Source organism: Propioniciclava sp. LT294 (genome assembly GCF_059516005.1).
In genome coordinates this window covers 107,042-132,694 of sequence record NZ_JCAKNG010000001.1, presented here as the reverse complement: position 1 = coordinate 132,694, position 25,653 = coordinate 107,042, and the positions used below count along the sequence as shown (strand labels likewise).

The window sequence follows — 25,653 nt, the reverse complement described above, 5'->3', positions numbered from 1 at the left end:
AGACCCGAGATGCGATGATTCGCATCTCAGGTCTTGCCCCTTGCGGGTAACAACCCTGGTGAGCCGATGGGCTCGATCCGCAATGTAGCACTCATGCAGGTTGGGCCACAACTGGCGGGTCCGTGCGCGCTATCGTGCCGTATGGCCGCGCCGAAGGAGTCGTTCTGGGCGCACGTGCTGCCCGGGCTCATGGTGTTGCGGCACTACGACAGGGCCTGGCTCCGGACGGACGTGCTGGCCGGGCTGACCGTCACCGCCTACCTCGTGCCGCAGGTGATGGCGTACGCGCAGATCGCCGGTCTGCCGCCGGTGGTGGGCCTGTGGGGCATGCTCGCGCCCCTCGCCCTCTACGCGTTGGTGGGCTCCTCCCGCCAACTGTCGGTCGGCCCCGAGTCGACGACCGCGCTGATGACGGCCGCGGCGGTGGGAGCGCTCACCGCGACGGTGGGGGCGGACCGCTGGGCCGACGTCGCTGCGCTCCTCGCCCTGGCGGTCGGGCTCGTGGCACTGCTGGGCGGGGTGGCGCGGTTGGGGTTCCTGGCCACTCTGCTCTCCCGGCCCGTGCTGCAGGGCTACCTGATCGGCGTGGCCGTCCTGATGATCGCGTCCCAGTTGGGACGGATCACCCGGCTCACGGTCACCGGCGACAACCCTGTCGCGGAGGTCGACTCCTTGGTGCGGCAGTGGGACTCCGTCCACCTGCCGACGGTCGGCCTCGCCCTCGTCACCCTGGTTGCTGTGTTCGCCATGGCCGCCTGGCGGCCGCACTGGCCCGGACCGCTGATCGTCATCCTGGCGGCAGCGGGGTTCGCGGCCCTGCCGTGGGTGTCGGGCTGGGGGATGGTCACGATCGGAGCGGTGCCGCTCGGGCTGCCGGTGCCCCGAGTACCGGACGCCTCCGGCATCGATCTGGTCGCTCTCCTGCCCTGGGCGGCCGGCATCGCGCTGGTCGGCTACTCGGACAATGTGCTCACCGGCCGCGCCTTCGCCGCGCGGCATCGGCAGCAGGTGCGCGCCGGGCAGGAATTGTTGGCCCTCGGCATCATCAACGTGGGCGCGGGGCTGACGCAGGCGTTCCCGGTCAGTTCGAGCGGCAGCCGGACGGTGCTGGGGGACGCCATGGGCAGCAGGACGCAAGCCCACTCGCTGGTCGTGCTGGGTGGCGTCGTGCTGGTGCTGATGGTCGCGGGGCCCGTGCTCTCGACGTTCCCCAGCGCGGCCATGGGGGCGATCATCATCTACGCGGCCGTCCGCTTGGTGGACCTGGCCGCGTTGAGGCGCATCGCCCGGTTCCGGCCCAGCGAGTTCGTGCTGACGGCCGTGACCGCATTCGGGGTGGTGGCGTTCGGCGTCCTGGAGGGAATCGGCGTGGCCGTCACCTTGAGCCTGCTCGACCTCCTGCGCCGGATCGTGCACCCGCACGTCGGCGTCCTCGGGTTCGTCCCGCGGCTCGCCGGCATGCACGACATCGATGACTACCCCGAGGCCAGCCAGGTGGAGGGACTCGTCGTGTTCCGCTACGACGCTCCCCTGTTCTTCGCCAACGCGACCAACTTCCTGGCGCTCGCGGAGCAGGCCGTCGAGGAGGCAGAGCCCCCCGCGCGATGCCTGTTGATCAACGCCGAGGCGAACATCGACCCCGACATCACCGCCGTCGACGCCTTGGAGGAACTGCGCGCACGCCTGGCCGACGACGGGATCGTCCTCGCCTTCGCCCGGGTGAAGGCCGAGGTGCGGGAGCGGTTCGATCGCGCCGGTCTCACCGAGAGGGTGGGGGAGTCGAACATCCACCCGACGCTGCCCACGGCCGTGGCCGCCTATGCCGCGGCCTTCGAGGCCGAGGTCGGACGCCCTCCGTCCGGCCTGCCGTCGTGAAGGAACCGTGACCGGACGGCGTTCCTGCCGCGCCCGGAGGCGACCGTCGTCGTGCCCGTGACTCCCGGCGGGGTCAGTGCGCCTAGGATGAAGAGCCGTGAACGATCAACGACGCCAGCCCGAGCAGCAGGCACCGCCGGCGCAGAAGCTGCAGGTCCGCTACGCCAAGCGGGGCCGGGCGCGCTTCATGAGTCATCGTGACTTCCACCGGGCGTTCGAGCGGGCCCTGCGGCGGGCGGGGGTGCCCATGGCGCTCAGCTCCGGCTACAACCCGCACCAGCGGATCTCGTTCTCCAACGCGTCCCCGACGGGGGCTGCGACCGAGGCCGAGTACCTGGAGATCAGCCTGCGGGAGTCCGTCGCGCCACAAGCAGTGGCCGACGCCCTCAACCAGGCACTGCCGGACGGGCTCGCCGTGCTCGAGGTGGTCCCGTCGCCTCCGGGAGGCATCGCCGACCGCCTCCAGGCGTCGGCGTGGGAGATCCGCGTGGTGGGGCTCTCCCGCGCCGTCCTGGAGTCGGCCGTGGCCGCACTGTTGGCGTCCGACCACATCGAGGTCGAACGGATGACCAAGACGGGTCTGCGCAGTTTTGACGCACGGGACGCCGTGATCGAGCTGTCCGTGACGCAGGACGACGCGCTGCTGCTCATCTCCCGCCATGGCACGCCCCTCGTCCGCCCCGACGACATCGTGCAGGCGCTCGGCCGCGTCCATGAGTCCTTCATCCCCGCAGAGCCACCCCTCCTCATGCGGTTGACCCAGGGGGAGTGGGATGGTTCCCGAATCGTCGGGCCTTTTGAGGCGCGTGGCGAGGCGTAGCTGGGGTTTCGCCCTCGGGTGTGGAAGAATGGCGATCAGGTTGGACGCCGTCCCCGGCGCCTGACCGGGCCGTAGCCGCGACGACGAGACACGTCGACCGCGGAGGCCCTGTCAAACCGCAAGCTTCGCTGTGTTCGGCCACGTTGCCAGGGCATGGCGCATGTCTCGACAGGCTTCCTGTCGTGTAGAGGAGAGCACCATGCTCGATTCGGATGCCCCCATCGGCGCACCCGCAGATTCCCCGGAGTCGTCGACACCCGCACCCCGGCGCCGTCGCTCCGCGAGCCGTCCCGCCGGCCCACCGAAGGCCATCGAGTCCGCTCCTGCGCCGGCAGAGATCGCTCCCGCCGTCGAGCCCGAGTCGGTCGAGGCGGAGTGGAGCGAGGTCTCGGCCGACGGCCCCGTCGACGACGTCGCCGTCGAGGAGACCCCGGCGGAGGAGGCCGCAACCGAAGAACCCGCCGTCGAGGGGGCACCGGTCGAGGAGACCCCCGTCGAGGAGATTCCCGTCGAGGAGCCGAGCGCCGAGATGACCCCGGGCGAGGACGCTCCGGCCGAGGAGCCCGGCGCCGAGCAGGCCCCGGCGGAGGCAGCCGCGAGCGACGAGCAGGCCCCGCCGGCACGGCGTCGCTCCACCCGTCGGCGTGGACGTCGCGCCGACGTGGAGCAGGAGGCCGTGGCTGACCAGCAGCCGGACGCGGAATCGGTCGACCCCGTGGGTGACCAACTGGCCAGCCTGACCGCGGAGCGTCCGCGCTTGTCGGACGACGTGGCCAACCCCTTCCGGCCGGCGGATGTCTCCGCCGCGCTCGACCACCTGGCCGCCGCGATCAGCGGCGGCGAGGACGCCTCGGGTCAGGTCGACGACGACGACGAGGACGAGGACGACCAGGGCGATGGTGCCGAGGGCGTCGACTCGGGGGACGAGTCGACCCCGCGCCGCCGGCGCCGCCGCCGCGGCGGGCGTCGGCGCCGCAAGGGTGCCGACACCGAGGACTCCAACGACGACGCCGATTCCGACGGTGACGCCGATTCCGACGAGGACTCCGACGACGAGAACGGTGATGCGTCCGATGAGGACGCCGACAACGATTCCGAGCAGGGGGACGACTCCTCCGACGAGGCCGGTGGTCCCGCGACCTCGAGCCGTCGCCGTCGTCGTCGCCGCCGCCGCGGAGAGGACACCGGCGCCGACTCCGAGGAGGGCATCGACGTCGTCGTGAAGGTGCGCGAACCGCGCACCACCCGTACCCGCACCGCGGCTGACGAGATCACCGGCATCGAGGGTTCCACCCGCATGGAGGCCAAGCGCCAGCGTCGCCGTGAGGGTCGGGCCGCCGGGCGCCGCCGCGCGCCGATCCTCTCCGAGGCCGAGTTCCTGGCCCGCCGGGAGGCCGTCGAGCGCCAGATGCTCATCCGGCAGGCTGACGACTACACGCAGATCGCCGTGATGGAGGACGGTGTCCTCGTCGAGCACTACGTCGACCGCGACAGCTCGGCGTCCATGATCGGCAATGTCTACCTCGGTCGCGTCCAGAACGTGCTGCCCTCGATGGAGGCGGCCTTCGTGGACATCGGGCGCGGGCGCAACGCCGTCCTGTACGCCGGCGAGGTCGACTGGGATTCCTTCGGTGTGACCGGTGACGACCGCAAGGTCGAGAAGGTGCTGAAGTCGGGTCAGGCGATCCTCGTCCAGGTGACGAAGGACCCGATCGGCGCCAAGGGTGCGCGCCTGACGGCGCACATCTCGATCCCGGGCCGCTACGTCGTCTACTGCCCGGGCGGCCAACTGTCCGGCATCAGCCGCAAGCTGCCCGAGAACGAGCGGGCACGCCTCAAGGGCATCCTCGACGAGGCCGTCGGCGGGGAGGCCAGCGTCATCGTCCGCACCGCCGCCGAAGGTGCCTCGCAGGAGGAGCTCGAGCGCGACGTCAGCCGCCTGCGTGCCCAGTGGGAGGTCATCGAGAAGAAGGTCAAGGCCGGCAACGCGCCGCAGCAGCTCTACACCGAGCCCGACCTGACCGTCCGCATCGTCCGTGACCTCTTCACCGAGGACTTCAGCGCGCTGGTCGTCGACGGGAACGGCCAGGGCGAGGACGCCTGGGACGCCATGGAGGCCTACGTCACCCACGTGGCGCCGCACCTGTCCGAGCGCCTGCGCCGCTGGGACCGCGAGACCGAGGGCGACATCTTCGAGAAGTTCCGCGTGCACGAGCAGGTGGCCAAGGCGCTCGAGCGCAAGGTGCACCTGCCGTCGGGTGGCTCGCTCGTCATCGACCGCACCGAGGCCATGACGGTCATCGACGTCAACACCGGGAAGTTCACGGGCAGCCAGGGCAACCTGGAGGCGACGGTCACGTCGAACAACCTCGAGGCGGCCGAGGAGGTCGTCCGCCAGCTGCGCCTGCGCGACATCGGGGGCATCATCGTCATCGACTTCATCGACATGGTCCTGCCCGCGAACCGCGAGTTGCTGCTCCGCCGCCTGGTCGAGTGCCTGGGCCGTGACCGCACGCGTCACCAGGTGGCCGAGGTCACCTCGCTCGGCCTTGTCCAGATGACCCGCAAGCGCATCGGAACCGGCCTCGCCGAGGCGTTCACCGTCTCGTGCGACAACTGCGCCGGCCGTGGCTACCACGTCCACGACGCACCCGTGACGTCGCAGGCACCCGCCGACGGTGGTGATCGTGACGGCGCCGGACGCCGTGGGCCCCGCTCCCGCGGTGGCCGCTCCCGCGGTGGCCGTGCGGATGCTGCTGCCACCGCGCCGGTGCACGCGGCACCGAGCAGCCCGGTTCCGACGCCTCCGACCCACCCGTCGCCCCCGGACCACGCGCCCGCCGAGCAGGGTGCGCCCGAAGGGCCCGCGGAGGCCTGAGATGGGGTCCGACTGGCGGTCCGCACACGCCGAGGAGTGGGCGCGGACCGTGGTCGCCGCGGTACGGCAGACCTATCCGTGGGCGGCGCAGCACACGGTGACGGGGCCGGACGACACGGACGCGACCCCGCAGCGGCTGCACCCCGCGTTCCACGGCAGCTATGACTGGCACTCGTGCGTCCACATGCTGTGGTCGGGCCTGATGCTGCTCGCCGAGGCGTCGGACCACCTCGACGCCACGACCCGCGACGACCTCGTCGCCCTGTTGGACGAGCGACTCACCGTGGCCAACGTCGCCGCGGAGGTGGCCGTGCTGGAGCGGCGTCCGGGGTTCGAACGGCCCTACGGGTGGGCCTGGGCCCTGCAACTCGCCGCAGCGGCCGCGGGGTCCGGACGCGAGGACTGGGCCGAGGCCACCCGACCGCTGGGCGTCGCCCTCACCGATCGCTTCCTGGCATGGCTCCCCACCCTGCATGGCCCGGTGCGGCACGGCGTCCACTCCAACACGGCCTTCGCGCTGCTGCTCGCGCGCGATGCCGCCACCTCGGTCGGGTCGACAAGCCTGGTCGGCGTCGTCGATCGCCACGCCCGCGGGTGGTTCGGTGCCGACCGTGGCTACCCGATCGCGTGGGAGCCGAGCGGTCACGACTTCCTCTCGGCGGGGCTGTCCGAGGCGGTGCTGATGCAGCGGGTCCTCGCCACCGAGGAGTTCCGCGACTGGCTGGGCGCCTTCCTGCCGGGGCTGGCCGACGACGGCGACCCGCTGCTGACGGCCCCGGCCGGCATCGATGCCACCGACGGCCAGGCCGCGCACCTGTTGGGCCTGGCCCTCTCCCGCGCGTGGCACCTCCGCGAACTCGCGCCGCTCCTCGACCCCGGCCCGAGGGCGCGCATCGCCGAGGCCAGCGCCTCCCAGATCGCGACCGTGGCGTCCGAGATCACGTCGGGCGACTTCATGGCGACGCACTGGCTCGTCAGCTTCGCGCTCAAAGCGGAACTCGCCGGTTAGGGTGGGCGCAACATCCGGGTTTCGAAGGAGCACCTGTGGGGCAGTGCGTCTTGGTGGTCGATGACGAGCGGCCGATTCGGACGATGCTGCGCGCCTACCTGATGGATGCCGGCTATGACGTCGTCGAGGCTGCGCTCGGCACCGAGGCACTCCGCAAGCTCGCCGCGCAGCCCGTGGACCTCGTGCTGCTGGACCTGGGCCTGCCGGACACCGGCGGCATGGAGGTCCTGGCCACCATCCGCGAGGTGTCGGACGTCCCGGTGATCCTGGTCACCGCCCGAGCCGAGGAACTCGACAAACTCATCGGCCTGGAGGCCGGCGCCGACGACTACGTCACCAAGCCCTTCAGCCCGCGGGAGGTCGTCGCGCGGGTCAACACCGTGCTGCGCAGGAGCATCCGGCACGGGGGCTCTCCGCCCCTGGACCCCGTGCTGAGGTCCGCGTGTCTCGTCATCGACCCGCGCACCCGGGTCGTCTCCGTCGACGACCGGCCGGTGAGCCTCACCGCGCTCGAGTTCGACCTCCTGCACGCGCTGGCCTCCGACACCGGCCGCGTCTTCTCGCGCGCCCAGCTCCTGCAGAGCGTCTGGGGCTATGACTTCTACGGGGACGAACGGGTCGTGGACGTGCACATCCGCCGCATCAGGGCCGCCCTCGGGGACGACGCGGCCAACCCCCGTCTGATCGGGACGGTGCGCGGCGTGGGCTATCGACTGCTGGCGGACACGGCATGAGGAGGATGTCCTTCCGCCTCCTGGTGGGACACGTGGGTGTGGGCCTGCTCGGCGCCCTGGTCATGTACGGGGTCGTCCGCGTGTTGGCGCCCCAGATCTTCGACGCCGAGTTGCGACGCGTGGCGCGGGCCGAGCTCGGCGTCGGCCCCGGGCCCGGGGTCGCCGAGGACTTCGCGCGGTCCGTTGACCAGGCGCTCATCGTGGGCCTCTTGGCCGGCACGCTCGTCGCGGTCGGCGTCGGTGTGTTCGTGGCGATCCGGGTGAACCGCACGGTCGACCGCGTTCGCGAGGGCGCCCGCCGGTTCGCGGCGGGCGACTACAGCGCGGACGTCCCCGTCCCGGTGGAGACCGAGCTGGCCGAGATGGCCCATGACATCAACACCCTCGGCGCCGCGCTGGCAGCGACGGAGGCCCGGCGCCTCCGACTGCTGGGCGAGGTCGCCCACGAGATGCGGACGCCGTTGACGATCATCGACGGCTACGTGGAGGGCATGATCGACGGCCTCCTGCCGCCCGATCCCGAGCACCTCACGCAGATGGCCCACGAGACGCGTCGGCTCCGCCGGCTGTCGGACGACCTGTCCTCACTGTCCCGGGCCGAGGAGGGCCACCTCGCGTTCAACCCCCACCCTCTCGACCTCCGCGACGCCGTTCGGGGCGCGGCGGAGCGGTTGCGCTCGCAAGCAGTCGATGCCGGGGTCACCCTGGTCGTGGACCTCGCGCACGATCCCATCCCCGTCGTGGCGGACGCCGACCGGATCTCACAGGTCGTCACGAACGTGGTGGGCAACGCCATCGCAGCGACACCGGCCGGCGGTGTGATCACCGTGCAGGGTCGCCTGGGCGACGCCGAAGGGGTGATCCGGGTACGGGACACCGGCAAGGGCATCGCCGCCGATGACCTGCCCCACGTGTTCGAACGCTTCTTCCGGGTGGACGGGGCCGAGGGGACGGGATCGGGCATCGGCCTCACGATCGCGCGCACCATCGCCGGGATGCATGACGGCACCTTGACGGCGACCAGCGACGGGCTCGGGCACGGGGCGACCTTCACGCTGCGCATCCCGCTGGCGCCCGAGGCGTGAGGGGTTCAGGCGAGCGCGGCCCAGACGTCGTCGAGCATGCCTCGACGACCGCGGCAGCGGGAGCACAGCCCTTCCTCGCCCGGGGCGAGGATGGCGCGGCAGCGGGAGCAGCGGTCGCGCTGCAGAGTGGCCACTTCGACGACGTCGTGGGGGCCGGAGTTGCGGCCCGTCACTTCGACGACGTCCTCGGGGCACACGCGTGCGCACTCGCCGCAGTCCACGCAGGCGCGCGGGTCGAACTCGGCGGTTGAGCCGCCGGGAACGTTCTCCCAACGGACGGCAGCGGTGGGGCAGACCCGTGCACAGGCCTCGCACCCCGTGCAGCCGGAGCGGATCTCCAGGCGGGGGAGCGGCGCCTCCGGGGCGGCCTCCAGCAGGAGCGCGCGCGGTGTGGCCGGCGCCGGCCTCGACTCGCCGGACGGCGGCCGGAACAGCGATCTCCGGCTGCGGAGGCGTCCGAGGGGACGGGGCGCGGCGCGGCTGGGCCCCGACGGCCGGCCCCGTTCGAGCAGGCTGTCGGTCACCTGCACCTCCGGAGCTACGGACGCCGCGAGGCCGGCCCCCGCACGCAGCACGCGGGCGACGTGCTGGACCGAGGCGATCGGGCAGGCCTCGCAGGTGCTGCGCTCGAGCGTCAGGGACCCGCTGTGCAGGCGAGCGGCGGCCGCGGCCAAGGTCTCGGGGGCAATGGCGGCCAGGCAGGGGACCAGCACGCCGGCCGGATGGGCAGGCGCCGCCACCTGTTGCGCCACGTGGCAGCGCACGACCGCGTCGCCTGGGCCGGACCCCGCAACGGCCGACACCACCGCTGCCGCGTCCGGCCCCACGTCGGTGACGGCACCGGCCGGGCAGGCCGGCACACACAGGCCACAGCCGACGCAGGCGTCGGCGTCCAGCCGTGGCGGCTCGTCGCCCTCCGGCACCGTCCACGCACTCCGCGGGCAGGCGGCCGCGCAGGCGGCGCAGCCTGAGCCGCGCCGCCTGGTGCAGAGTCCGTCGCGCAGCGTCGGACGCGGGAGCAGGGCCGTCAGATCCGTGTCACCTCCACCCACGTGTCGAGCTGGGCGGAACCGCCCCCGATGGGGTCGTTCACGCCGCCCCCACCGAGGCCGTTGACGTCGTCGGGCATGAGGTCGTTGATCGAGAACCCGACCGAGCGGGGCCCGGCGAACCCTGTCTCCTCGTGGCCGGGCGTGACCGCCTGGGCGGCCTTGCCGTGCCCGTACCCGGTCTCCGCGTGGATGACCTTGCCGTCGATGGTGATCGGGCGGGCCCCGTAGCCGGTGTGCCCGAACGTGGAATCGGCCCCCACGACGCCGGGCCGGATCGCCTCGGTCACCAGGGCCACGCCCTCGGCCTCACCGGACGCCGACCGGATGCGCACGCGGTCCCCGGTGGAGATGCCGCGGGGACCGGCATCGGCGCCGCTGATGGAGAGGTAGTTGTTCGAACGGACCTCGCGCAGCCACGGCGAGTTGGCCGTGCGATAGGTGCCCTGGAAGCGGGGCTTCCAGCCGACCAACTGCAGGGGGAGGCCCTCCCGTGGGATGGGCGAGCCGTCGGAGCGCAACGGTTCGCGGACTGTCGCCAGCCCGTCGAAGTTCTTGCCGGTCATCGGGTCCTTGGCCGCGGCGACCTTCGGGGAGTAGAAGGCACACAACCCTTCGTAGCGGTACTTGAGCCATTCGCCCTCGTAGCCGTTCTCGTGGTTCTTGCCGCCGTGGCCCTCGAACCGCCCACCCCTGTTCAGGACGTAGACGACCTTCGCCCACTCCTCGGGCTTGACCGCTGCCCTCCACACCCGCTCATCGAAGGCGTCCTTGAGGTACTTGGTCCGGGTCTCGGTGAAGATCCGCATCTCCTCGGCGTCGGCGTCCGGGACGGGCGCCTTTCCCGCGTGGGCGACGTTCGCGGCCATCTTCAGCCAGTAGTCCTCGACCGTGTCGAAGTGTGCCCCGGGGCCGAAGGCGTCCTGCCCCACGCCCGGGAGCTTCAGCGCCTTCGCGAGTTCCAGATAGAACCACTCCACCGGGCGAGGTCCCTCGACGGCGCGCAGGGTGGGCTGGCCGAGTTGGGTGATCGCGTACTGCTGGACCGGGTAGATGCCTTCCTGGGTGAACCGCTCGAGGTAGCTCGGGTCGGGCAGCACGTAGTCGGCGTGCTGGGACGTGTCACCCATGACGAGGTCGAAGCTGACGATCAGCTTGATGTTGTCGGTGTCGTGCATCATCTCGGCCTGGCGGTGCCCGCCCGGGGACGAGTTCAGCGGGCTGTGCCGGTGGATGAACAGGGCGTCCAGGTTGTACGGGTAACCCGCCACCGCGCTGGGGATGACCTCGTGGCACATGTTGCCGGGGAACTGGAACCAGCGACGCTTGGCCGGGTAGCCGTCCGCCTTGAAGAAGGCCGTGTCCTCGTAGCGGACCTTCTCCCGCGTCACGGGGATGCCCCAGGCCGCGTTCGGGTTCTGCACCTTCGCCAGTTCGTAGCGACCGGCCATCGGGCTGAAGCCCTTCTGCGCGGTGATGTGCCCGCCCTTCCAGTCGTGGTTGCCGATGAGGAAGTTCAGGTAGCCGATGGCGCGGACGGCGTCGAAGCCGTTGGCGTGCATGGCGGGGCCGCGGTAACTCGTGATGCAGGCACGCTTGCCGTGCGAGGTGAAGTTGCGCGCGACGTCGACGACCCGGCTGGCGGGGATGCCCGCGGCCGCTGCCCACTCGTCGACGGTGCGCTCGTGGGCGCGCTCCGTGAGCAGGCGGAACACCGACTTCGCCCTGACGGGCGCACCGTTGACCATGAGCTCGACCTCGACGTCGAGGTCGGCCGGACCCACCGCCGTGGCGGTACCCACGGGCACCCCGCCCACGAGGCAGACGGGTTCGCCGTCCGGCACCTTGCCGGTGACCGGGTCGGGCTGCGGCGCAGGCGCCAACCCGAGGTCCGCGGTGGTGAGGTAGGGACGCTTCGGATCGGACGTGTTGACCAGGTAGGTGGCGTCCGACCACGTCGGCTCACCCACCGCGTTGGCTGAGGCCTTGTTCGGCTGGGCGAGGTAACGCGCATCGTGGCGCTGCTCGTCGAGGATCCAGCGGATCATGGCCCAGGCCAGCTCGGCGTCGTGGCCGGGCCGGACGGGTAGCCACACGTCAGCCTTCTCGGCGGTCTTCGACATGCGCGGGTCGACGACGACCATCTTCATCCCGAGTTCGCGCGCCCGCCCGATGCGCGGGGCCAGGTACGTCGGGCCCTTGTTCGCGGTGAGCGGCTCGGCGCCCCACACGATCAGGTAGCGGCAGTAGTCGATGTCGGCGTACATGCGCTTGAAGTTGGTCGTCGGATGGGTCTGGGCGTTCGCCACGACCCCCGTGACGCCACAGGTTCCGCCGTGGTTGAACTGGTTGATGGTGCCGAAGCTCTGGAGGGCCATCCGCGCACCGATCAGGGCCATCCGGTCGCCACCCAGGATCGCGAAGCGGTTCGATCGTGGGCCGAGCCCGGGCCGCTTCGGGTCGAGCAGGCTGTCGCCCCACTTGGCCTCGAAGTCGGCCGCGGTCATGGTGCCGGCCTGGACCGCCGCCCAGTCGTCCATGACCGGCTTCTTCGGCGCGAACTTGATCGTGTCCCGCAGGCCCGGCGTACCCAGGGCGGAGCTGCCGTCGAGGATCTCCGAGAGCGCCTCCTCCCAGGTGATGCTCTGCCACTGGCCCGACCCGCGGGGCCCCACGCGCCGCAGCGGCTTGCTCAGCCGCAGCGCGTCGTGGGCGATCTGGAGGCCGGCTTGCCCCTTCAGGCAGATCATCCCTCCGGAGCGGGAGCGCGCCTCGGTCGCCATCGTCCCGATGCCGTGGGCGGCATCGGCCAAGGGGGTGTCGTAGGGGATCGGGCCGATCGGTTGCGTGGTGAGGGCCGAGTACGGGTTGCCCGCGATCTTGCGGATCAGGGCGGTCGCGCCCAGTGCCTCCGGGGCCTCCTCGAGGCGCACCTTGATCGTGCAGAACGAGTTGCACTGCATGCACAGGGAGTGGATGAGGTCGGTGGCGTCGTAGCCGTCGTCCGCGTCGCCGGTGCCGTGGGCGACCGCCTGGGTGAACGGGTCCCGGAAACCCTCGTGGAACATGCCCCCGACGGCCGCGACGCCGCCGATGCCGGCGGCGGTGCCGATCACGGTGCGTCGGCTGATGCCGCCGCGCGGCTGGTCCTCCGGCTCGGGCAGGGTGTGGTCGGTCTTGGTCGCAGTCATGCAGCCAACTCCTCGTTCAGGTCGTGCTCGTCAGGGTCGGGGTCGTGGATGGGTTGCCACTCGGACACGAGGCTGTAGGCCAGCGCGCCGCCGGCACACAGGAAGGCGCAGACGAGCCACTCGGTCAGTGTGGGGAAGTAGTCGTTGACGGGGTAGCCCTCGATGACCGGGGGCACGAGCGGCGGCACGACGATGTTGAAGCGGACGCCGAGGATCCCGACAACGACGAGCATGGCCGCCGTCACCAGCCAGCCCGCCCTGCGCTTGAGGGGCGACATGCAGATGACGAGTGCCGCCAGGAGGAAGCCGATCTGGAAGAGCCAGAACGACCAGGCGTAGGGGCCGAAGGCCATGATCGACATGATGGACTTGTCGTGGTGCTCGAACGCGAGCAGCGGCACGACGAACTCGTAGAACATGAGGCCGAGGTCGATGAAGATCGCGCCCACCAGGACCGTCGACAGCTGGCGCATGAGCCCGCCGTCCGGCTTCTTTCCGGCGCCCCGGCGCTGCCAGTAGTGGATCGCCATGACCAGCGCGGTTCCGGAGACGACGGCCGACACCACGAACACGATCGGGAACAGACCGCCGAACCACATGCCGCGCGCCTTGACGACGGCGAAGATCGTTCCGGTGCCGCCGTGGACACCGAAGATCGCCAGCGGCACCCCGATGATGCCGAGGATCCGCATCCACCTGTGCGCCTTGGCCGGCTCCATGGTGCGGCGCTGCAGCATGAGGGCGAAGACCAGCTCCGCGGTCAGCAGGGCGATGTACAGCGTGTAGAAGCGGACCTCCCAGCTGAGCGGTGAGGTCCAGTGGAAGAAGACCAGAGTGATCAGCGCCCGGTCGACGCGGCCCAGGTCGAGGCCGATGAAGGCCAGGGCGACGCCCATGCAGACGACCGCGGACAGGAGGGCGGCCCGGCCGATCCCCTCGAACTGGTGCATGCCGAAGACGTAGATCAGGCTCGACAGGAGGAAGGCTCCGGCTGACAGGCCGACGAAGTAGATGTAGAAGGCAACCCAGGCACCCCAGGGCATCTGGGACGACAGGTCGGTGACGGACATGCCGTTGATGAGGCGGTTGAGCATCGGCCACGCCCCGATGGCGAGGACGATGACCAGGAAGCCGTACCAGAGCTTCCGGTTGCGAGGGGTGAGGAACGGCTCGTGGCGGACGTAGCTCCACCAGTGCTGTCGGCCCGGTGGTGTGGTGGTCCGTGGCGCGGTCGCGGTCGACATGGGTACGGCTCCTTCAGCGCAGGTAGTAGACGCGGGGTTGGGTTCCGAGCTCCTCCTTGAGCCGGAAGGCCCTCGGTGAGGCCGCCAGCCTCGAGACGAGGCTGTTGGGGTCGTTCAGGTCCCCGAAGTAGCGGGCGTCGCCGATGCAGGTCTCGCAGCAGGCGGGTTCCTCCCCGCGCTCGAGCCTGTGCATGCAGAAGTTGCACTTGCGGACGGTGCCGATGGGGGCTTTCCACGTCTCGCGCGAGCCACGGTCGAAGCCGTACTCGGGTGACTGCAGCGCATCCGCGCCGGTGACCTCTGCCTCGTAGGACTCGCCGAAGTCGAAGCTGCGGGCGCCGTAGGGGCACGCGGTGATGCAGTAGCGGCAACCGATGCAGCGATCACCGTCGATCACCACGATGCCGTTGTCGTGCTTGTAGGTCGCGTTCACCGGACACACCGTCACGCACGGCGGCTCGTCGCACTGCATGCACGGCCGGGGGATGTTGATGCGTCGCACGTTGGGATACGTGCCGGTCTCCTCCTCGAGGACCACGTTGTAGCTGACGCCGGGGGGCGTCCGGTTCTCGGCCTTGCAGGCGACGGTGCAGGAATCACATCCCACACACTTCTGCAGGTCGATGACCATGCCCCACCGGGGCCCCTCGGTCTTGATGGGAGTCGGATCCGCCATCCCTGATGTCCTCCTGGTCGGGCAATGTTGTCCTGCGCTGACCATAGGAAAGACCTCGGGCGGGCCATGCCGCGGAACCGTGAAGATTCGGTGAAGCCGCCTTTGGGCGGGGGAGGCCTCAGCGCACGCGCACGTACATCTGGGCGGGCCGGTTGCTGCCGGACGCGCGCGACTTCACCTGGTAGCGCGGATGGGCCTGCAGCAGGTCGCGCAGCTTGGTGAAGCCCCAGGTCCGGGAGTCGAAGTCGGACGCGAGCCGTGACAGGTTGCTGCCCACGTCGCTGAGGCGCGCCCAGCCGTCGTCGTCTGCCGCGCCCTCGAAGGCCTCGGCGAGCAGGCGGTCGAGGGCGGGGTCGGGGGCGAGCCGCTGTGGCTCCGGCGCGGTGGCCGCCTTCGGCGCCGCCCCCAGGTTCTCCACGTACACGAACGTGTCGCAGGCGGCGACGAACGGCTTGGGCGTCTTGCGTTCGCCGAACCCGTACACGGTGAGCCCCTGCTCGCGGATCCGGGCGGCCAGCCGGGTGAAGTCGCTGTCGGAGGAGACGATGCAGAACCCGTCGAGGCGTCCGGAGTAGAGCAGGTCCATCGCGTCGATGATCATGGCCGAATCGGTGGCGTTCTTGCCCGTGGTGTAGCTGAACTGCTGGATGGGCTGGATCGAGTGCGTCAGCAGCACCGACTTCCACGAGCCCAGGCGGGGGGAGGTCCAGTCGCCGTAGGCGCGGCGGACGCCGGCGTGGCCGTACTTGGCCACCTCGATGATGAGGTTCTCGATGTGGGCCGCGTTGGCGTTGTCGGCATCGATGAGGATGGCGAGGCGTGCGTCCTGCTTGTCGATCGCAGGCATGGGATCTCCCTTCTGGGCGTCGGGTGCGTCAGATGACGAGCCGGCTGATCGCGTGGATCACCAGCCCGGCCAGGGCACCGACCACGGTGCCGTTGATGCGGATGAACTGCAGGTCGCGGCCCACGTAGAGCTCGATGCGCTCGCTGGCGTCCCGACCGTCCCACCGCTGGATGGTGTGGCTGATCACCGAGCTGAGCTCGTTGCCGTAGGTGGTGACGAGCCACGCCACGGCGTCCGATGCGGTGGAGTCGACACGCTCGGCCGTGGCGGGCTCGTGCAGCAGGGACTCGCCCAGCTCCCGGACGCTGCGGATGGCGCGTTCGCGGAGGCCGGACTCCTCGTCGTCCAGGGCGGACTCCAGGCTCTTGCGCACGGACGCCCAGAGGGACACGACCGTCGCGCCCACCTGCGGATGGGTGAGCAGGCGCGACTTGAGGGCCTCGAAGCGGCCCTGGACCGATGCGTCCGCCTGCAGGTCCCCGGCGATGCGGAGCAGCAGGGTGTCCAGGCTGTGGCGCGCTGGGTGCTCGGGGTTGTCACGGACGTCGGCCACCCAGTCCAGGGCCTGCCAGTACAGCGCGGAGACGACGCGCTGGTTGACGAAGTGCGGCGACCAGCGCGGGGCACGGTCGTGCAGGATCGTCGTGAACGCCGTCGGGTTCTTGGTCAGCCACGTGTGGAGCTCCCGGAACAGGAGGTCCACGAGCCCCTTGTGGGCACGGTCGGCCACGATGCCGTCCAGCAGGGCCCCGGTGATCTGGGAGACGGGCTCGCGGTCGAGCCGGGGGAGGACCACGTCGACGGCCAGGGCCCGGACGTCGTCGTCCTTGACGCGGCGGAGCAGGGCACGAGCCACCCGGACGCCCTCGGCGACGATCCGCCGGGCGTGCGCCTCGTCGCGCAGCCAGCCGCCCAGGCGGTGGGACAGGCGGGCGTCGGCGATGCGCTCGCGGACGACCTCCTCGGTGAGGAAGTTGGTGGCGAAGAAGGACTGCAACGACCCGGCGAGCTCGTCCTTCTTGCGCGGGATGATCGCTGTGTGCGGGATCGGGATGCCCAGCGGGTAGCGGAACAGCGCCGTCACGGCGAACCAGTCCGCGAGGGCGCCGACCATGGCGGCCTCCATCATGGTGTTCACGTACCCCCACACGCCGGAGTGGCCCAGGCGCAGCGTGGCCAGGTAGACGACGGCGGCCAGCAGCAGCAACGACAACGCGATGGCCTTCATGCGCTTCAGGCGCCTCAGGCGCTGCTCATCCGCGGCGGACATGGTCATCAACTGCACCTGCCCAGCATTCCACGCGTGGGACAGGGGTGGCGGACCCGGGCCCCCGAACCGTCCCTGACTAGAGCGGGCCGGGGCCACCCGAGGGCAGGGTCGGGGCCTGACCGTGCGCAGGGGCGTCACCGCCGGCCCCGACCTCACGGCAGGTGACGACCATGCTCTTGAGCCGGGGGTTGCCGAAGGTGGTCACCAGCGGCACGTCGGCGGCGTCGCGGCCGTGGCCGATCTTCACGTGGCCCTTGCGGGGGACGTTGTGGCGGGGGTCGATGGTCCACCAGCGATCCCGGAACCACACCTCCGCCCACGCGTGGAAGTCCCGGCTGCCGGGGCTGTCGGAGGTGACGTCCATCACCGGGAGGTAACCGGACACGTAGCGGGCGGGGATGTTGAGGGCCCGGCACAGCGCGACGAACGTGTGCGCGAAGTCCCGGCAGATGCCGTACCCGTGGGTGAAGGTGTCGAGGGCCGACCAGGTCGACCGCGTGCTGCCCGTGCGGTACTCGGTGTGCCCGTGCACCCAGTCGGAGACGTCGAGCGCACGCTGCAACGTGCGGGGGCCGGTGCCGAAGAGGCGCCAGGCGTCTGCGCTGAGCAGGTCGGACTGGCAGTAGCGCGAGGGCCACAGGTAGGTGAGGGCGTCATCGGGCAGGTCCGTCGGGGCGAGCTGCTCGGCGGACGGGTCCTGCTCGTCGACGGCGTCCGGGACCGTCGCGGTCGCCGTCCACTCGAAGACGGACTCCCCGGCGGGCAGGATGAGCTTCTGGCCGCGGTTGCCGTAGTGGTCGGTCCACCCCGTGAGGACCATGCCCTCGTCGCTGGTCGTCCAGAGCGGGTCGGTCACCACGACGCCGCCGCCGCTCTGTGCCTCGATGAGCGTGAACGTGGACGTGGGCCACTGGGCCACGTGGGTGAGGCGGCCCCCGAGGGCCAGCGTGCGCGTGTTCATCCTGCTCCGGTTCTGGAAGGGCGGTGAGAGGATAGCGCGCATGAGTCCCACCACGGTCCTCGACGTCAACACCCCCGACGGCCTCGGCCGCCTGCACGTCGACGCGCCGGCCGAGCCCCGCGGCGTCCTGCTGCTCGGGGGTGGGCACTCGGGCCAGATCGACACCGTCGACCTGCTGGCCCTGGCCGGCGAGCTGCCCGGCCACGGGTGGGCGGTCGTCCGCCAGGAGTTGCCGTGGCGGGTGGGTGGCAGGAAGGTCGGGCCACGCCCCCCGGCGTCCGACCCTGCGTGGTTGGTCGGGGTGGAGACCGTGCGCGCCATGTGGCCCGGTCTGCCGCTGGTCACCGGTGGGCGCTCGGCCGGTGCACGGATCGCCTGCCGCACGTGGGACGCCGACCTCGCCGGTCTGGTGGCCCTGAGCTTTCCGCTCCACCCACCGGGCCGGCCGGCGCCGTCGCGGGTGGCGGAGTTGCAGCCGGTCGGCGTCCCGGTGCTCCTCGTCTCGGGAGCACGCGACCCGTTCGGGTCGCCCGCGGAGTTGAGGGACGCCTCGGCCCTCGGCCAGGCGGGGGAGAGACAGGTCGTCGAGGTGGCCGGGGCCACCCACTCGTTCCCGGAGAGGACGGCCCCGGCGGTCGTGGCTGCCGTGGTGGCTTGGCTCGGGCGGCTCCCAGTTTGACCGGCGCAGGCACGGCGGCGTAATCTTGATCCCCGGTGCCCGTGCGGGCGTGCGATCCTTCGTCGCTCCCGGCACCGCGTGGATGAGGCGTCAGTCGCTTCATTCGACACAGACGACACATTCAGGAAAGCAGGTCAGGCGTGTACGCGATCGTGCGCAGCGGCGGACGTCAGCACAAGGTGGCTGTCGGTGATCTCCTCACCGTCGACAAGATCGTCGACGCCGAGGTCGGCTCCACCGTCAACCTCACCCCGCTCATGCTGGTGGATGGCGACGCCATCACCACTGAGTCGGACAAGCTGGCCAAGGTGTCCGTGACGGCGGAGGTCATCGCCGAACACAAGGGCCCCAAGATCCGCATCCTCAAGTACAAGAACAAGACCGGGTACAAGAAGCGCCAGGGCCACCGCCAGCGCTACACCCGCGTCAAGGTCACCGGCATCGAGAGCTGAGGGAGAACCAAGATGGCACACAAGAAGGGCGCATCGAGCTCCCGCAACGGTCGTGACTCCAACGCGCAGCGCCTCGGCGTGAAGCGCTTCGGCGGCCAGCTCGTCAACGCGGGCGAGATCCTCGTCCGCCAGCGCGGCACCAAGTTCCACCCGGGCGACAACGTGGGCCGCGGCAAGGACGACACCCTGTTCGCGCTCAAGGAGGGCACCGTCGAGTTCGGCGAGCGTCGCGGTCGCAAGACCGTGAACATCGCGCTGGCGGAGGCCTGAACAAGTTCGTGACAACGGGGGTGGCCTGAGGGCCGCCCCCGTTTCGCATGCCCCCACCATCGGGCGCCGCTCCCCGGGAGCCCGGTGAACGAACGGTAAGGTCTCGGCATGGCTCGGCTCGACGCGTGGTTGTGGTCGGTACGGCTGTACCGGACGCGGTCGGACGCGACCGCAGGCGTCCGGGGCGGCCACGTGCGGGTCAACGACAAGCCGGCCAAGCCCGCGCAGATGGTCGTGACCGGCGACACCGTCCGCGTCCGGAAGGACGGCGACGAGCGCATCGTCGAGGTCGTCGACCCGACCCTGGTCAAGCGTGTCGGAGCGGCCGTGGCCCAGCAGGCCTACCTCGACCACACGCCGGCCAAGCCGCCACCGATCCCGGAGATGACGGGGAAGGTCGCCGTCCGCGATCGCGGAGCGGGTCGTCCGACCAAGAAGGAGCGGCGACTGATGGACGCGTTCCGCGGTGGGGGCCGGCAGTCGCCCTGACCGGCGACCCCGAGGCGCCGCCGGCGATACGGCCGGGCGGCCGGCAGGGTGACCAGACGGGTGGGGGGACCCGGTAGAATCCTCTGGTCCGTCCGTCATCTGCTGACCGGAGTATCACCATGGCCATCCCGTCCTTCGTCGACCGTGCCACCCTGCGGGTGTCCGGGGGTAACGGCGGCCACGGCTGCACGTCCGTCCACCGCGAGAAGTTCAAGCCGCTCGGCGGTCCCGACGGGGGCAACGGGGGCAACGGCGGCTCGGTCATCCTGAGGGTCGATCCGGGCCTGACCACGCTGGTCGACTACCACCGCCAGTCGCAGCGCCGCGCCACCAACGGCCAGCCCGGCGAGGGGGACCACCGGCAGGGTGCCAACGGCGAGGACATCGTGCTGGCGGTGCCCGAGGGGACCGTCGTGTCCGACGCCGACACCGGTGAGGTGCTGGCCGACCTCGTGGCCGCCGGCGATGAGGTCGTCATCGCCGCCGGGGGGAAGGGCGGACTCGGCAACGCGGCGTTGGCGACGGCTGCCCGCAAGGCCCCCGGCTTCGCCCTGCTCGGCGAGGAGGGTGAGCAGCGGTCCATCCTGCTCGAGCTCAAGGTGCTCGCCGACGTCGGCCTGGTCGGCTTCCCCAGCGCGGGCAAGTCGTCGCTCATCGCCGCCATCTCGCGCGCGCGGCCGAAGATCGCCGACTACCCCTTCACCACGCTCATCCCGAACCTCGGTGTCGTGGTGGCCGGCGACACGACCTACACGGTCGCCGACGTCCCGGGCCTGATCGAGGGGGCCTCCGAGGGGCGGGGCCTCGGGTTCGACTTCCTCCGTCACATCGAGCGTTGCGAGGCGATCGTCCACGTCATCGACTGCGCCACCTACGAGCCGGGCCGTGACCCGGTCACCGACCTCGACATCATCGAGGGGGAGCTGGCCGCCCACGGCGGCCTCGAGGACCGCCCGCGCCTGGTCGCGCTGAACAAGGTGGACATCTCCGACGCCGCGGACCTCGCCGAGATCGTCGCGCCCGAGATCGAGGCGCGCGGACTGAAGGTGTTCCGCATCTCGACCAAGTCGTCCGAGGGGCTGCAGGGCCTCACGTTCGCGATGGCGGAGCTCGTGCGCGAGCGGCGTGCGGCCAAGCCGAGGGTGGAGGCGCAGCGCGTCGTCATCCGTCCCGAGCCCGTCGGCGGGACCGGCCCGGAGTTCACCATCCGCCGGATGGGTGACGGGATGGGCGGGTTCGTCTGGCGCGTCGAGGGGGCCAAGCCCGAGCGCTGGGTCAGGCAGACCGACTTCACGAACCCCGAGGCCGTCGGTTACCTCGCGGACCGGTTCTCCCGGCTGGGAATCGAGGACGAGTTGGCGCGCATGGGGGCCCGCGAGGGCGACGCCGTGGCGATCGGGGCTGGTGACGATCCGGTCGTGTTCGACTTCGCCCCGCAGATGCAGTCCGGCGCCGAGCTCCTCACCCGCCGCGGCGACGACGAGCGGCTCCACAGCGAGCGGCCCTCGGTCGCCCGGCGCCGCGAGCTGGACGCGGAGTACCACGCCGCGAAGGCCGCGGCCGAGGGCCTGCCGCACGACCCGAACACGAGTTGGCGCGTGGACTTCAACGAGGAGGACTGAGGGTGGGGGCACCCATCCGACGCGCGGTCGCCGAGGCGAAGCGCATCGTCGTCAAGGTGGGCAGTTCGTCGCTGACGGACGCCCACGGCCGGATCGACATGGCCCAGATGAACGCGCTGGTGGACGCCATCGCCGCGGCACGGGGCTCCGGTCGCGAGGTGATCGTGGTGTCCTCCGGGGCCGTGGCCGCCGGCCTGGACCCGCTGGGGATGCGCGCCAAGCCGCGCGACCTCGCCACCCGCCAGGCGGCCGCGTCCGTGGGGCAGGGCCTGCTGCTCGCCCGCTACACCACCCTGTTCGCCGCGCACGGGCTGACGGTGGGCCAGGTGCTGGTGACCGTCGAGGACATCGCCCGGCAGGCCTCCTACGCCAACGCGCGGCGCACCTTCACGCGTCTGCTGGAGCTGGGCGCGGTCCCCGTCGTGAACGAGAACGACACCGTCGCCACGAACGAGTTGCGCTTCGGCGACAACGACCGGCTCGCGGCCCTGGTCGCGCACGTGGTGCGGGCTGACGCGCTGTTCCTCCTGTCGGACGTCGAGGCCCTCTACACCGACCACCCGTCGCGCCCGGGCGCCCGGATGATCACCGATGTCCCGGAGGTGGAGGACCTGGTGGTCGACACCTCCCGGGGCGGGTCCTCGGTGGGGACGGGGGGCATGGCCACCAAGCTGGAGGCGGCCCGCATCGCGACGCACGCGGGCATCACGACGGTGCTGACGTCGGCGACCAAGGTGCGCGAGGCGCTCGCCGGGGACCCGGTGGGGACGCTGTTCCACCCGTCCGGACGCCGCCGTTCCCGCAAGATGCTGTGGCTGGCCTACGCCTCCCAAGTGGCGGGTGTGCTCACCCTGGACGAGGGTGCGGTGCGCGCCGTGGTGGAGCGCAAGGCGTCCCTGCTGCCCGCCGGCGTGACGGGCTTCACCGGCGAGTTCTCGGCCGGGGACCCGGTCCGCCTGGATGGGCCGGACGGCGAGCTCGTCGGCCACGGCCTGGTCAACTACGACTCCCGCGACGTCCCGGCGCTGCTGGGCCGGTCCACCCGTGACCTCGCAGCCGAGCGGGGTCCCGAGTTCGAGCGGGAGCTCGTGCACCGGGACGCCCTCATCCTGCGGAAGAAGTTCCGCGGCTGACCGGTCGGTCATGCCCATCGCCGAGAGCGACCGACGCTTCCCGGCGCTCGGCGGCGTGCCGGCCGAGCGCGTCCGGTCCTGGCGCGGACGCCGCTCTGGTGGACCCCCCGCAGGGCGTTCGACCCGGCTGAATTACCATGGCGCGCATGACCTTCCATGACCAGGCCGTCGCCGCGCGCACGGCGTCCCGTGCCCTGGCCACTGCCTCCCGCGCGACCAAGGATGCGGCGCTGCACGCGATGGCCGAGCGTCTCTTGGCTGCGCGGGGCGAGATCCTCGCCGCCAACGCCGAGGATGTGGCTGCGGCCCAGGCATCCGGCACCGGGGCGGCGCTGATCGACCGCCTGCGCCTGACGCCTGAGCGACTGCAGGGTATGGCCGACGGCCTGCGCCAGCTGGCCGGGCTGCCCGACCCGATCGGCGACGTGGTCCGCGGCTGGACCAACCCCAACGGCGTCACGGTCCGCCAGGTGCGCGTGCCGTTCGGGGTGGTGGGCATCATCTACGAGGCTCGGCCCAATGTCACCGCCGACGCCGCGGGCATCGCCCTGAAGTCCGGCAACGCCGCCCTGTTGCGCGGTTCGAGCTCGACGCTGGCCTCCAACCGCGCGGTCATGGACGCCCTACGCGCGGGCGTGGCGGACGCCGGTCTTCCGGCCGACGCCGTCCAGCTCGTCGAGGGAGACCGCTCCGTCACCGGCGAGATGATGGCCGCCCGCGGCCTGATCGACGTGCTGATCCCGCGTGGTGGGGCAGGCCTGATCAACGCCGTCGTCGAGGGCGCGAAGGTGCCCGTCATCGAAACCGGCACGGGCAACTGCCACCTCTTCGTCGACGCCAGCGCCGACCAGGACATGGCCCTGCAGATCCTCCTGAACGCCAAGACCCAGCGCCCCAGCGTGTGCAACGCGGTCGAGACCCTGCTCGTCCATCGCGACGCCGCCGCGGAGTTCCTGCCCAAGGCACTCGCCGCGCTCACGGACGCCGGCGTGACCGTCCATGGCACCGACGACGTGCAGGCGGTCTCCGACGTCGTCGTGCCCGCCGTCGAAGGGGAGTTCGACGACGAGTACCTCAGCCTCGACCTCGCTGCTGCGGTCGTCGACGACCTGGACGCCGCCATCGAGCACATCCGTGCGCACACCACGGGCCACTCGGAGACGATCATCACCTCCGACCTGCGCAACGCCGATCGCTTCGTCGCCGAGGTGGACGCCGCGGCCGTCCTGGTCAATGCGTCCAGCCGTTTCGTCGACGGCGGCGAGTTCGGTTTCGGCGCCGAGATCGGCATCTCGACGCAGAAGCTCCATGCCCGCGGCCCGATGGCGCTGCCCGAGATGACGGCCACGAAGTACGTGGTGACGGGGCACGGCCAGACTCGCGCCTGAGACACTTCCGGGTGGCAGAACCCCGAGAATACTGGGGATCCTGCCACCCGGAAATGCAGTCAGGTGGTCGGGGGCACCCGATCAGGCCGTGAAGATCGGGCGGAGGAAGTCCGCCAGCTCCGCGTGGGCGTCCAGCGGAAGCACGTTGGCGACGTACTGGTCCGGACGCACGACGACGATGGCGCCGTCACGGTCGATCGAGCGGGCCGCGAAGATGTCCACGTCGGCATCCAGCGCGAACACCTTGTTGAAGTCCGGGACCTGGAAGGGGCCGACCTTCGGCTTGAACACGGCCGGCACCTTGTCCAGCGTGACCTCGGTGTAGGGGTGCTGGTACACGACCTTCACGTCGAACACGGCGTCCAGGTCCTGCCCCTCGGCGCGGTGCGCGTGGAGCGGCGAGGCCGGGTCGTCGGCGAGCCAGTCCGCGAGGCGGGCCGTGGGGGAGTCCTCGCCCGGGGCGGCGGCGTCGGCGAACACGTAGATGCGCCAGCGGCCGTCGGCCTCGTGCAGGTGCCCGAGGTGGACCGGGTTGGCGTCCGCGGCGCGCACGACGGGGGCCGACTTGAACCGCTTGCCGAGCGGGAAGCCCGCGGCGATCTCCTGGTGCGCCCCGTCGCCGGTGATCAGCGACGGCTGGTAGTGGGTCATGAAGCCCGCCGGGAACTCGGCGTGCTGCTCGTAGTACCGCTCGAGCGCGGCCGGGTCGTCCGCCGACGGCTTGGACGCCATCATCGAGGACCACTCGCGGTCGTAGGCGACGAGCTTCTCGGCGATCTCGTGGCGCTCGACCGTGTAGGTCTGCAGGAGGCTCTCGGGGCTCTGCCCGCGCAGCACCTGGGCGATCTTCCACGCGATGTTGAAGCCGTCCTGCATCGACATGTTCATGCCCTGGCCGGCCTTGGCCGAGTGCGTGTGGCACGAGTCGCCGACGATGAAGACGCGCGGCATCCGGGTGCCGACCTCCTCGGCGGGGACGTCGTCGAAGCGGTCGGTGACGCGGTGGCCGACCTCGTAGACGCTCCACCAGCCCACGTCCTTGATGTCGAGCGTGTAGGGGTGCAGCGCCGCCTGCGCCTTGGCGATGATCGCCTCCGCGGGGGTGTTGCGGACCGCGCGGTTGTCGTCCGCGGCGACCTCGCCGAGGTCGACGTACATGCGGAACAGGAAGCCGCCCTCGCGGGGGATCATCAGCAGGCTGCCGCTCGCGGCGCTCACGGCGACCTTGAAGCGGACGTCGGGGAAGTTCGTGTCGGCGATGACGTCCAGGACACCCCACGCGTGGTTGGAGACCCCGCCCTCGTGCTGCGCACCGATCGCCTTGCGGACACCGGAGCGGGCGCCGTCGGCACCGATGACGTACTTGGCCCGGATGGTCCGCTCGTTGCCCTGCTGGTCCTTGACCTGCACGAGGACCGGACGGTCGCCCTCACCGGTGACCTGGAGGCCGAGGAACTCGTGGCCGTAGTGGACGGGCATCTTCGCCGGGGCGCGCAGCGCGAAGTCGGCGAAGTAGTCCAGCACGCGGGCCTGGTTCACGATGAGGTGCGGGAACTCGCTGATCTCGCGGGGGTCGTCCGGCGTGCGGGCGGTGCGGACGATGTTCGCGGGGTTGGCCGGATCCTGCTTCCAGAACGTGGTCTCGACGATGCGCTGCGCCTCGGCGATCATCTCCTCGGCGAACCCGAACGCCTGGAAGGTCTCGACGGACCGGGACTGGACGCCGTCGGCCTGGCCGATCTCGAGGCGGTGGGGCCGCTTCTCGATGATCGCGGCGTGGATGTCGGGGAACTGCGCGAGCTGGGCGGCGGCGATCATGCCGGCGGGGCCCGCTCCGACGATGAGGACGTCAACCTCGTCGGAGAGTTCGTCCGTGCGACCGATGCCGACGCCGGCGGGCTCGGCGATGCGGGGGTCCGTGGAAACGTACCCGTGGTGGTGGAACTTCACCTGTCCTCCTTGACATGGGGGCTCACGCGTC

General features: G+C 71.1%; 21 protein-coding genes. 13 read left to right on the top strand and 8 right to left on the bottom strand.

The features are described from left to right. Positions 1 to 141: 141 nt before the first annotated feature. The 6 genes from AC5YDA_RS00650 to AC5YDA_RS00625 all read left to right on the top strand — a co-directional run bounded on the left by AC5YDA_RS00650 (position 142) and on the right by AC5YDA_RS00625 (position 8,401). Positions 142 to 1,875 (top strand): SulP family inorganic anion transporter, encoded by a 1,734-nt coding sequence (locus AC5YDA_RS00650; RefSeq protein ID WP_496187961.1) that lies wholly within the window; start codon positions 142 to 144, stop codon positions 1,873 to 1,875. A gap of 97 nt (positions 1,876 to 1,972) precedes the next feature. Further along, on the top strand, positions 1,973 to 2,695 hold the full coding sequence (locus AC5YDA_RS00645; protein ID WP_496187960.1) for a TIGR03936 family radical SAM-associated protein: 723 nt from the start codon (positions 1,973 to 1,975) through the stop codon (positions 2,693 to 2,695). A gap of 199 nt (positions 2,696 to 2,894) precedes the next feature. Continuing rightward, positions 2,895 to 5,573 carry an Rne/Rng family ribonuclease gene (locus tag AC5YDA_RS00640; RefSeq protein ID WP_496187959.1) on the top strand — a complete coding sequence of 893 codons (2,679 nt, stop codon included), beginning with the start codon at positions 2,895 to 2,897 and terminating at the stop codon, positions 5,571 to 5,573. A 1-nt stretch (position 5,574) separates the two neighbouring features. Further along, positions 5,575 to 6,582, top strand: coding sequence for a DUF2891 family protein (locus AC5YDA_RS00635; RefSeq protein WP_496192704.1), 1,008 nt, complete (start codon positions 5,575 to 5,577; stop codon positions 6,580 to 6,582). A 35-nt stretch (positions 6,583 to 6,617) separates the two neighbouring features. Further along, on the top strand, positions 6,618 to 7,316 hold the full coding sequence (locus AC5YDA_RS00630) for a response regulator (RefSeq protein ID WP_496192703.1): 699 nt from the start codon (positions 6,618 to 6,620) through the stop codon (positions 7,314 to 7,316). 5 nt (positions 7,317 to 7,321) lie between these two features. Next, positions 7,322 to 8,401: a sensor histidine kinase gene (locus AC5YDA_RS00625; protein ID WP_496187956.1), complete on the top strand. Its 1,080-nt coding sequence runs from the start codon at positions 7,322 to 7,324 to the stop codon at positions 8,399 to 8,401. A gap of 5 nt (positions 8,402 to 8,406) precedes the next feature. On the opposite strand, the gene AC5YDA_RS00620 is transcribed toward AC5YDA_RS00625, so the two are convergent. The 7 genes from AC5YDA_RS00620 to AC5YDA_RS00590 form a co-directional block, all read right to left on the bottom strand. After that, positions 8,407 to 9,453, bottom strand: coding sequence for a 4Fe-4S dicluster domain-containing protein (locus AC5YDA_RS00620; RefSeq protein WP_496187955.1), 1,047 nt, complete (start codon positions 9,451 to 9,453; stop codon positions 8,407 to 8,409). After that, entirely contained in the window at positions 9,429 to 12,641 is a 3,213-nt protein-coding gene (locus tag AC5YDA_RS00615) for a molybdopterin-dependent oxidoreductase (protein WP_496187954.1), read from the bottom strand. Before AC5YDA_RS00615 ends, AC5YDA_RS00620 begins: the two co-directional genes overlap by 25 nt. Next, a complete protein-coding gene (nrfD, locus tag AC5YDA_RS00610; protein WP_496187953.1) occupies positions 12,638 to 13,885 on the bottom strand; it encodes an NrfD/PsrC family molybdoenzyme membrane anchor subunit in 1,248 nt (415 codons plus the stop codon). Before nrfD ends, AC5YDA_RS00615 begins: the two co-directional genes overlap by 4 nt. Positions 13,886 to 13,898: 13 nt before the next feature. Continuing rightward, positions 13,899 to 14,561, bottom strand: coding sequence for a 4Fe-4S dicluster domain-containing protein (locus AC5YDA_RS00605; RefSeq protein ID WP_496187952.1), 663 nt, complete (start codon positions 14,559 to 14,561; stop codon positions 13,899 to 13,901). A 118-nt stretch (positions 14,562 to 14,679) separates the two neighbouring features. After that, positions 14,680 to 15,408, bottom strand: a complete 729-nt coding sequence (locus AC5YDA_RS00600) for an NYN domain-containing protein (RefSeq protein WP_496187951.1) — start codon at positions 15,406 to 15,408, stop codon at positions 14,680 to 14,682. Positions 15,409 to 15,436: 28 nt separating this feature from the next. Further along, positions 15,437 to 16,684, bottom strand: coding sequence for a DUF445 domain-containing protein (locus AC5YDA_RS00595; protein ID WP_496188048.1), 1,248 nt, complete (start codon positions 16,682 to 16,684; stop codon positions 15,437 to 15,439). 70 nt (positions 16,685 to 16,754) lie between these two features. Beyond that, positions 16,755 to 17,639, bottom strand: a complete 885-nt coding sequence (locus AC5YDA_RS00590; RefSeq protein WP_496187950.1) for a transglutaminase-like domain-containing protein — start codon at positions 17,637 to 17,639, stop codon at positions 16,755 to 16,757. Between the two features lie 40 nt (positions 17,640 to 17,679). Here AC5YDA_RS00590 and AC5YDA_RS00585 point away from each other — a divergent pair, with 40 nt between their 5' ends. The 7 genes from AC5YDA_RS00585 (at position 17,680) to AC5YDA_RS00555 (ending at position 23,672) form a co-directional block, all read left to right on the top strand. Further along, the gene (locus AC5YDA_RS00585; RefSeq protein ID WP_496187949.1) at positions 17,680 to 18,318 is read left to right on the top strand and encodes an alpha/beta hydrolase family protein; all 639 of its coding nucleotides are present in this window, start codon (positions 17,680 to 17,682) and stop codon (positions 18,316 to 18,318) included. A 140-nt stretch (positions 18,319 to 18,458) separates the two neighbouring features. Continuing rightward, the gene (gene rplU / locus AC5YDA_RS00580; RefSeq protein WP_496187948.1) at positions 18,459 to 18,770 is read left to right on the top strand and encodes a 50S ribosomal protein L21; all 312 of its coding nucleotides are present in this window, start codon (positions 18,459 to 18,461) and stop codon (positions 18,768 to 18,770) included. Positions 18,771 to 18,782: 12 nt separating this feature from the next. Next, positions 18,783 to 19,040: a 50S ribosomal protein L27 gene (rpmA, locus tag AC5YDA_RS00575; RefSeq protein ID WP_496187947.1), complete on the top strand. Its 258-nt coding sequence runs from the start codon at positions 18,783 to 18,785 to the stop codon at positions 19,038 to 19,040. 108 nt (positions 19,041 to 19,148) lie between these two features. Then, a complete protein-coding gene (locus tag AC5YDA_RS00570; protein WP_496187946.1) occupies positions 19,149 to 19,529 on the top strand; it encodes an RNA-binding S4 domain-containing protein in 381 nt (126 codons plus the stop codon). Positions 19,530 to 19,648: 119 nt separating this feature from the next. Further along, entirely contained in the window at positions 19,649 to 21,151 is a 1,503-nt protein-coding gene (gene obgE / locus AC5YDA_RS00565; RefSeq protein ID WP_496187945.1) for a GTPase ObgE, read from the top strand. A 2-nt stretch (positions 21,152 to 21,153) separates the two neighbouring features. Beyond that, complete coding sequence (gene proB, locus AC5YDA_RS00560; RefSeq protein WP_496187944.1) at positions 21,154 to 22,284, top strand: glutamate 5-kinase; 1,131 nt, start codon at positions 21,154 to 21,156, stop codon at positions 22,282 to 22,284. Between the two features lie 146 nt (positions 22,285 to 22,430). After that, entirely contained in the window at positions 22,431 to 23,672 is a 1,242-nt protein-coding gene (locus AC5YDA_RS00555; RefSeq protein WP_496187943.1) for a glutamate-5-semialdehyde dehydrogenase, read from the top strand. An 81-nt stretch (positions 23,673 to 23,753) separates the two neighbouring features. Here AC5YDA_RS00555 and AC5YDA_RS00550 read toward each other — a convergent pair whose 3' ends face one another. Beyond that, positions 23,754 to 25,622 (bottom strand): FAD-dependent monooxygenase, encoded by a 1,869-nt coding sequence (locus AC5YDA_RS00550; protein WP_496187942.1) that lies wholly within the window; start codon positions 25,620 to 25,622, stop codon positions 23,754 to 23,756. Positions 25,623 to 25,653 lie beyond the last annotated feature (31 nt).

Excerpts from the sequence above, each read along its gene's own strand:
- AC5YDA_RS00585 (WP_496187949.1), top strand. The coding sequence starts at position 17,680 with ATGAGTCCCACCACGGTCCTCGACGTCAACACCCCCGACGGCCTCGGC.
- AC5YDA_RS00635 (WP_496192704.1), top strand. The coding sequence starts at position 5,575 with ATGGGGTCCGACTGGCGGTCCGCACACGCCGAGGAGTGGGCGCGGACC.
- AC5YDA_RS00555 (WP_496187943.1), top strand. The coding sequence starts at position 22,431 with ATGACCTTCCATGACCAGGCCGTCGCCGCGCGCACGGCGTCCCGTGCC.
- AC5YDA_RS00615 (WP_496187954.1), bottom strand. The coding sequence starts at position 12,641 with ATGACTGCGACCAAGACCGACCACACCCTGCCCGAGCCGGAGGACCAG.
- AC5YDA_RS00590 (WP_496187950.1), bottom strand. The coding sequence starts at position 17,639 with ATGAACACGCGCACGCTGGCCCTCGGGGGCCGCCTCACCCACGTGGCC.
- rpmA (WP_496187947.1), top strand. The coding sequence starts at position 18,783 with ATGGCACACAAGAAGGGCGCATCGAGCTCCCGCAACGGTCGTGACTCC.
- AC5YDA_RS00600 (WP_496187951.1), bottom strand. The coding sequence starts at position 15,408 with ATGCCTGCGATCGACAAGCAGGACGCACGCCTCGCCATCCTCATCGAT.
- obgE (WP_496187945.1), top strand. The coding sequence starts at position 19,649 with ATGGCCATCCCGTCCTTCGTCGACCGTGCCACCCTGCGGGTGTCCGGG.
- nrfD (WP_496187953.1), bottom strand. The coding sequence starts at position 13,885 with ATGTCGACCGCGACCGCGCCACGGACCACCACACCACCGGGCCGACAG.
- AC5YDA_RS00640 (WP_496187959.1), top strand. The coding sequence starts at position 2,895 with ATGCTCGATTCGGATGCCCCCATCGGCGCACCCGCAGATTCCCCGGAG.
- AC5YDA_RS00570 (WP_496187946.1), top strand. The coding sequence starts at position 19,149 with ATGGCTCGGCTCGACGCGTGGTTGTGGTCGGTACGGCTGTACCGGACG.
- AC5YDA_RS00625 (WP_496187956.1), top strand. The coding sequence starts at position 7,322 with ATGTCCTTCCGCCTCCTGGTGGGACACGTGGGTGTGGGCCTGCTCGGC.
- AC5YDA_RS00605 (WP_496187952.1), bottom strand. The coding sequence starts at position 14,561 with ATGGCGGATCCGACTCCCATCAAGACCGAGGGGCCCCGGTGGGGCATG.
- AC5YDA_RS00650 (WP_496187961.1), top strand. The coding sequence starts at position 142 with ATGGCCGCGCCGAAGGAGTCGTTCTGGGCGCACGTGCTGCCCGGGCTC.
- AC5YDA_RS00595 (WP_496188048.1), bottom strand. The coding sequence starts at position 16,684 with ATGACCATGTCCGCCGCGGATGAGCAGCGCCTGAGGCGCCTGAAGCGC.